Origin of the sequence: Streptomyces ureilyticus, from assembly GCF_011045025.1 — a bacterium.
GTDB lineage: Bacteria > Actinomycetota > Actinomycetes > Streptomycetales > Streptomycetaceae > Streptomyces > Streptomyces ureilyticus.
In genome coordinates, this window is the sequence record NZ_JAAKZX010000358.1 from 1 (window position 1) to 5,190 (window position 5,190).

General features: G+C 72.7%; 5 protein-coding genes and 1 pseudogene. All 6 read left to right on the forward strand.

Annotated features, from left to right (window positions below; all coding sequences use genetic code 11):
- Window positions 1-332, forward strand: a pseudogene (locus G6048_RS46540) (hydrogenase maturation protein); the annotation flags it as partial.
- Between the two features lie 11 nt (window positions 333-343).
- Entirely contained in the window at window positions 344-925 is a 582-nt protein-coding gene (locus G6048_RS46545) for a hydrogenase maturation protease (protein WP_165345663.1), read from the forward strand.
- 47 nt (window positions 926-972) lie between these two features.
- On the forward strand, window positions 973-1,743 hold the full coding sequence (gene hypB / locus G6048_RS46550) for a hydrogenase nickel incorporation protein HypB (protein ID WP_165345664.1): 771 nt from the start codon (window positions 973-975) through the stop codon (window positions 1,741-1,743).
- Window positions 1,740-4,073, forward strand: a complete 2,334-nt coding sequence (hypF, locus tag G6048_RS46555) for a carbamoyltransferase HypF (protein WP_165345665.1) — start codon at window positions 1,740-1,742, stop codon at window positions 4,071-4,073. Before hypB ends, hypF begins: the two co-directional genes overlap by 4 nt.
- A gap of 3 nt (window positions 4,074-4,076) precedes the next feature.
- Window positions 4,077-4,358 (forward strand): HypC/HybG/HupF family hydrogenase formation chaperone, encoded by a 282-nt coding sequence (locus G6048_RS46560; RefSeq protein WP_165345666.1) that lies wholly within the window; start codon window positions 4,077-4,079, stop codon window positions 4,356-4,358.
- A partial coding sequence (gene hypD, locus G6048_RS46565; protein WP_165345667.1) for a hydrogenase formation protein HypD occupies window positions 4,355-5,190 on the forward strand: 836 nt, incomplete at its 3' end. The genes G6048_RS46560 and hypD, both read left to right, overlap by 4 nt.

Below are 5,190 nucleotides of genomic sequence, written 5' to 3' on the forward strand. Positions count from 1 at the left end.
CGACCGCCGCGCGGATCGGACTGGTGGACCGTCTGGTGCCGGCCCCGGTGCGGGAGTTCGCCGCCGAGGTCGAGCACATGTCAGCCGCACTCGCGGCCGCCCCGGACCTCGGGCGACGGATCGCCGTGAAGGCCGCGGCACGTCAGGCGGACGAGGCGCGGCGACCGCTCGCCGAGTACCGGCGGGCCGAACTCGCCCGCATGCGCGCCATCTTCTTCGATCCGCACGCCTCGTACCACGCCCTGCGTTCGGCCTTCGTCCGGAAGCTGCCGAACGGCTCCGCACGGCCCCTGTCGACGGCCGTCGAGCAGGTCGCCGGGGGCGTCCGGTGACGCGGACTGGTATGCGTCTGCTGGTGGCGGGCGTCGGCAACATCTTTCTCGCGGACGACGCCTTCGGCCCTGAGGTGATCCGCGCACTGGACCAGCGACCGCTGCCATCCGGGGTGCGGGTACGGGACTTCGGCATCCGCGGTATGGATCTCGCGTACGAACTGCTCGACGGCTACGACACGGCCGTCCTGGTCGACGCGGCCGCGCGGGGGCACCGGCCGGGCACCCTGTCGCTGATCGAGCCGGACCTCCCCGATCGCACCACGGGCGCCGCCCCACCCGAGGCGCACGGCATGGACCCGGCGAAGGTCCTGGCCCTGGCTGCTCACCTCGGCGACGAGCCGCTCCCGCGCGTCCTCGTACTCGCCTGCGAGCCCGAGGTGCGGCCCCGAGGCGACGAGGACATCGCCCCGGGCATCAGCGCACCGGTGCGCGATGCGGTCGAGCGGGCCGTCGCAGCCCTGCACACGATGGTCCCCGTGCTGCTCGCCGACCCCGCGGCCACGCCCCCGTTGAGCCGCCCGGACGAATCCGCTGGCCCGCCCCCGGCCGGGCTCCTACTTCCCGTCGGCGACGGCACCGAGGATCGGTAGCGGACCGGCGCCCCGGTCCCCCCTTCCGACCGCGAGGAGTAGCGCCTGTGTGCGAGTCCGTGGACGAGGTCACTCAGGCCGTCCTGGCGAAGAACGACGGCCTGGCCGTGAGCCTGCGTGAAGAACTGGCCGGGCGCGGAGTGATGGTGGTCAACCTCCTGTCCAGCCCGGGCAGCGGCAAGACGGAACTGCTCGGACGGGTGCTGGCCCGGGCGGTGGAGCGGCGCATCCCGGTGGCCGCTCTCACCGCCGACCTGGCCACCGAGAACGACGCCCATCGGCTCGCCCGCTCGGGGGCACCGGTGAAACAGCTGCTGACCGACGGGCTGTGCCATCTGGAGGCCCGGCAGCTCCGCGCCCACGTGGAGAGCTGGCTGCCGGACGCCACCGCGCTGCTGTTCGTCGAGAATGTCGGCAACCTCGTCTGCCCCGCGGCCTACGACCTCGGCGAGAGCCTGCGGATCGTGTGCATGGCGGTGACGGAGGGGGAGGACAAACCGCTGAAGTACCCCACCGCCTTCGGCTCCGCCCATCTGGTGGTGCTCACCAAGACCGATCTGGCCGAGCCCGCCGCTTTCGACGCGGCAGCCTTCGACGCCCATGTGCAGCGGGTCAACCCCGGAGTGGAAGTGGTGCGGTCCTGCGCCCGCGACGGCGACGGCATCGACACCCTCCTGGAGCGGGTGCTCGCCGCGCGGGACGGGGGCCCCGTCCACCGGCCTCCCCTGGCGCCCCACCCGCACGGCCACCTCCATGAGCCCGCGGGAGAGGACGCCCAAGGCGCATCCGGCCTCGTGGCCCGCCGCCGCGTCTCGTGACGGCGCCCACCACGCAGGCGGTGCGCCGCCGCGTCACCGTGCGCGGCACGGTGCAGGGCGTCGGATTCCGCCCGTACGTGCACCGTCTGGCCACCGACCTCGCGTTGGCGGGGTTCGTGAGCAACACGGCGAGCGGCGTGCTCATCGAGGTGGAGGGCCCGCCCGACTGCGTCGCTCGCTTCTGCGACCGGCTGTGCACCGAGCCTCCACCGCTGGCCGCCGTCACCGGCGTGGGGGTCGAGGATCTGCCCGCCACCGGTGCCGACGACGCCTTCCGGATCCGTTCCACCGAGCGGTCCGCGGGCCGCACACTGCTTCCACCCGACACGGCGACCTGCGCCGACTGCCTGCGGGAGCTGACCGATCCGGCCGACCGCCGCCACCGGCACCCGTTCGTCACCTGCACCCACTGCGGGCCCCGCTTCACCATCGCCACGGGGATGCCGTACGACCGGGCGGTCACGACGATGACCGGCTTCCCGATGTGTCCGGCCTGTGCCCGGGAGTACGGCGACGTCGGCGACCGCCGCTTCCACGCCCAGCCCGTGGCCTGCCCCGACTGTGGTCCCCGGCTGTACCTGGTGCCCGGTCCCGGTAGCGGGATCCGCCCTGCGCGGGGCACGGACGCCCTGGCGGCGGCACGGGCTCTGCTGGCCGCCGGACGGATCGTCGCCGTCAAGGGCCTCGGCGGCTACCACCTGGCGTGCGACGCCACCGACGCTCGGGCCGTCGACACGCTGCGCACCCGCAAGGCGCGTGGCGGCAAACCGTTCGCGGTGATGTGCGCGGATCTCGACGCCGTGCGGCGGATCGCCACGCTCTCCGCAGCCGAGCAGGCCACTCTCACCAGCCCCCGGCGTCCCATCGTCCTGCTGCGCCGACGCGCGCAACAGGAGGTCCTCGCGCCCGGCGTCTGCCCCGGCAGCCCGCACCTCGGGGTCATGCTGCCCTACGCCCCCGTGCACACCCTGCTGTTCGGGCTGCCCGGCGATCCGCCAGGTCCGCGTGTGCTGGTCATGACGAGCGGCAACCGCTCGGGGGAACCGATCGTCACGGACGACGACGAGGCACTGACCCGGCTGTCCGGGCTGGCCGACTCCTGGCTCGCCCACGACCGGGCCATCGCCTCGCCGTGCGACGACTCCCTGCTGCGCGTGCGCCGCGACGGTACCGAGCAGGTGCTGCGCCGGTCCCGAGGGTACGTACCCCGTCCGCTGCGCCTGCCGGTCACGGTGCGGCCGACGGTAGCCGTGGGCGGCGACCTGAAGAACGCGCTGTGCATCGGCGAGAACGACCAGGCCTGGTTCGGTCCGCACATCGGCGACATGGGTGACCTGACCACCCTGGAAGCGGCCCGGCGGGCGGAGTCGCAGATGCGGCGTCTGACCGGCGTCAGCCCTGAGCTCGTCGCCGCCGACCGGCACCCGGGATACCACTCGGTCCAGTGGGCTCGTCGGCGAGCCGCCCACCTGCCCCGGCGCACCCCTGTGTTCGTCCAGCACCATCACGCGCACATCGCCTCGGCGATGGCCGAGCACGGCCTCGACGGCACCACGCCCGTGATCGGCGTCGCGTTCGACGGCACCGGTTACGGCGACGACGGCACCGTGTGGGGCGGCGAGATCCTGCTCGCCGACTACGCGGGCCACCGGCGCTTCGCCCATCTGACCTCCGCCCCGCTGCCCGGTGGAGACGCGGGAGTGGCCAACCCGTGCCGCCTGGCACTGGCCCGGCTATGGGCCGCGGGCGTGGGGTGGGACACGGACCTGCCTTGCGTCGCCGCCTGCAGCCGCGACGAACTTGCTGTCCTGGGGCGGCAGTTGCCCCGGAGCGTGGCCTGCGTGGCGACCTCCAGCATGGGGCGGCTCTTCGACGCAGTGTCGTCGCTCGTGGGTCTGTGCCACCGCGCGGGATACGAGGCCCAGGCCGCCCTCGAACTGGAAGCCGCGGCCACATCGGCCTGGGACGCCGACACCTCGGCGTACGCCTTCGGTATCGCTGCCGGCGGCTTTGACCCGGCACCCGTGCTCACGGAGCTGATCGCCGATCTGCGGCGGGGCACCCCGGTCCCCGTGCTCGCCGCGCGCTTCCACCGAGGCGTGGCGCGGGCTGTCACGGAGCTGTGCCGGCGTGCACGCCAGGCCACCGGACTGACCACCGTCGCCCTCAGTGGCGGCGTCTTCGCCAACGCGCTGCTGGAGGAACAGTGCACGGCGCTGCTGACCGACAAGGGCTTCGCAGTCCTGCGCCACGGCGAAGTCCCCCCGAACGACGGCGGTCTGGCCCTGGGACAGCTGGTGGTCGCGGCGCACGAACGACAAGAGGAGTGACCCATGTGTCTGGCAGTGCCCGGCAAGGTCGTGGCCATCGACGACAGTACCGACCCACTCACCGGGCTGGTCGACTTCGGCGGTGTGCAGAAGCAGGCGTGTCTGGAGTACGTGCGCGACGTGCGGGTGGGTGAGTACGTCATCGTGCACGTCGGGTTCGCGCTCCAGCGCCTGGACGAGGAATCGGCTCTGGCCTCTCTGCAGCTCTTCGAGGAACTGGGGCTGCTGGAGGAGGAGTTCGGCGACGCCTGGGAGCAGGCGGCAAAGGAGGCGGGAACCCAGTGAAGTACCTCGACGAGTTCAACGACCCCGTTCTGGCCCGGCGCCTGCTGGACGAGATCCGTGCCACCGCCACCCGGCCGTGGGCCCTGATGGAGGTGTGCGGAGGGCAGACCCACTCGATCATCCGGCACGGCATCGACCAACTGCTGCCTGAGCAGGTGGAGTTGATCCACGGACCCGGCTGCCCCGTGTGCGTCACACCGCTGGAGGTCATCGACAAGGCGCTGGAGATCGCCTCGCGCCCCGGCGTGATCTTCTGCTCCTTCGGGGACATGCTCCGGGTACCGGGCAGTGACCGCGACCTGTTCCGGGTCAAGGGCGAGGGCGGCGACGTACGCGTGGTCTACTCGCCGCTCGACGCCCTGGAACTGGCTCGCCGCAACCCGGACCGGCAGGTGGTCTTCTTCGCCATCGGCTTCGAGACCACGGCCCCCGCCAACGCGATGGCCGTGCACCAGGCACGCCGCCTGGGCCTGACCAACTTCAGCCTCCTGGTGTCGCACGTGCGCGTGCCCCCGGCCATCGAGGCCATCATGACGGCCCCCACCTGCCGGGTGCAGGGCTTCCTGGCCGCCGGGCACGTGTGCAGCGTGATGGGCACGGCCGAGTACCCGCGGCTCGCCGAGCGGTTCGGCGTACCGCTGGTGGTGACCGGCTTCGAACCCCTGGACATCCTCGAGGGCATCCGCCTTGCCGTCCGCCAACTGGAGCGCGGTGAGCACCGGGTGGAGAACGCGTACGCGCGCGCCGTGCGCGAGGACGGCAATCCGGCCGCCGTCCACATGATCGAGGAGGTGTTCGAGGTCACCGACCGGAACTGGCGCGGCATCGGGCC

Excerpts from the sequence above, each read along its gene's own strand:
- G6048_RS46560 (WP_165345666.1), top strand. The coding sequence starts at position 4,077 with ATGTGTCTGGCAGTGCCCGGCAAGGTCGTGGCCATCGACGACAGTACC.
- G6048_RS46545 (WP_165345663.1), top strand. The coding sequence starts at position 344 with ATGCGTCTGCTGGTGGCGGGCGTCGGCAACATCTTTCTCGCGGACGAC.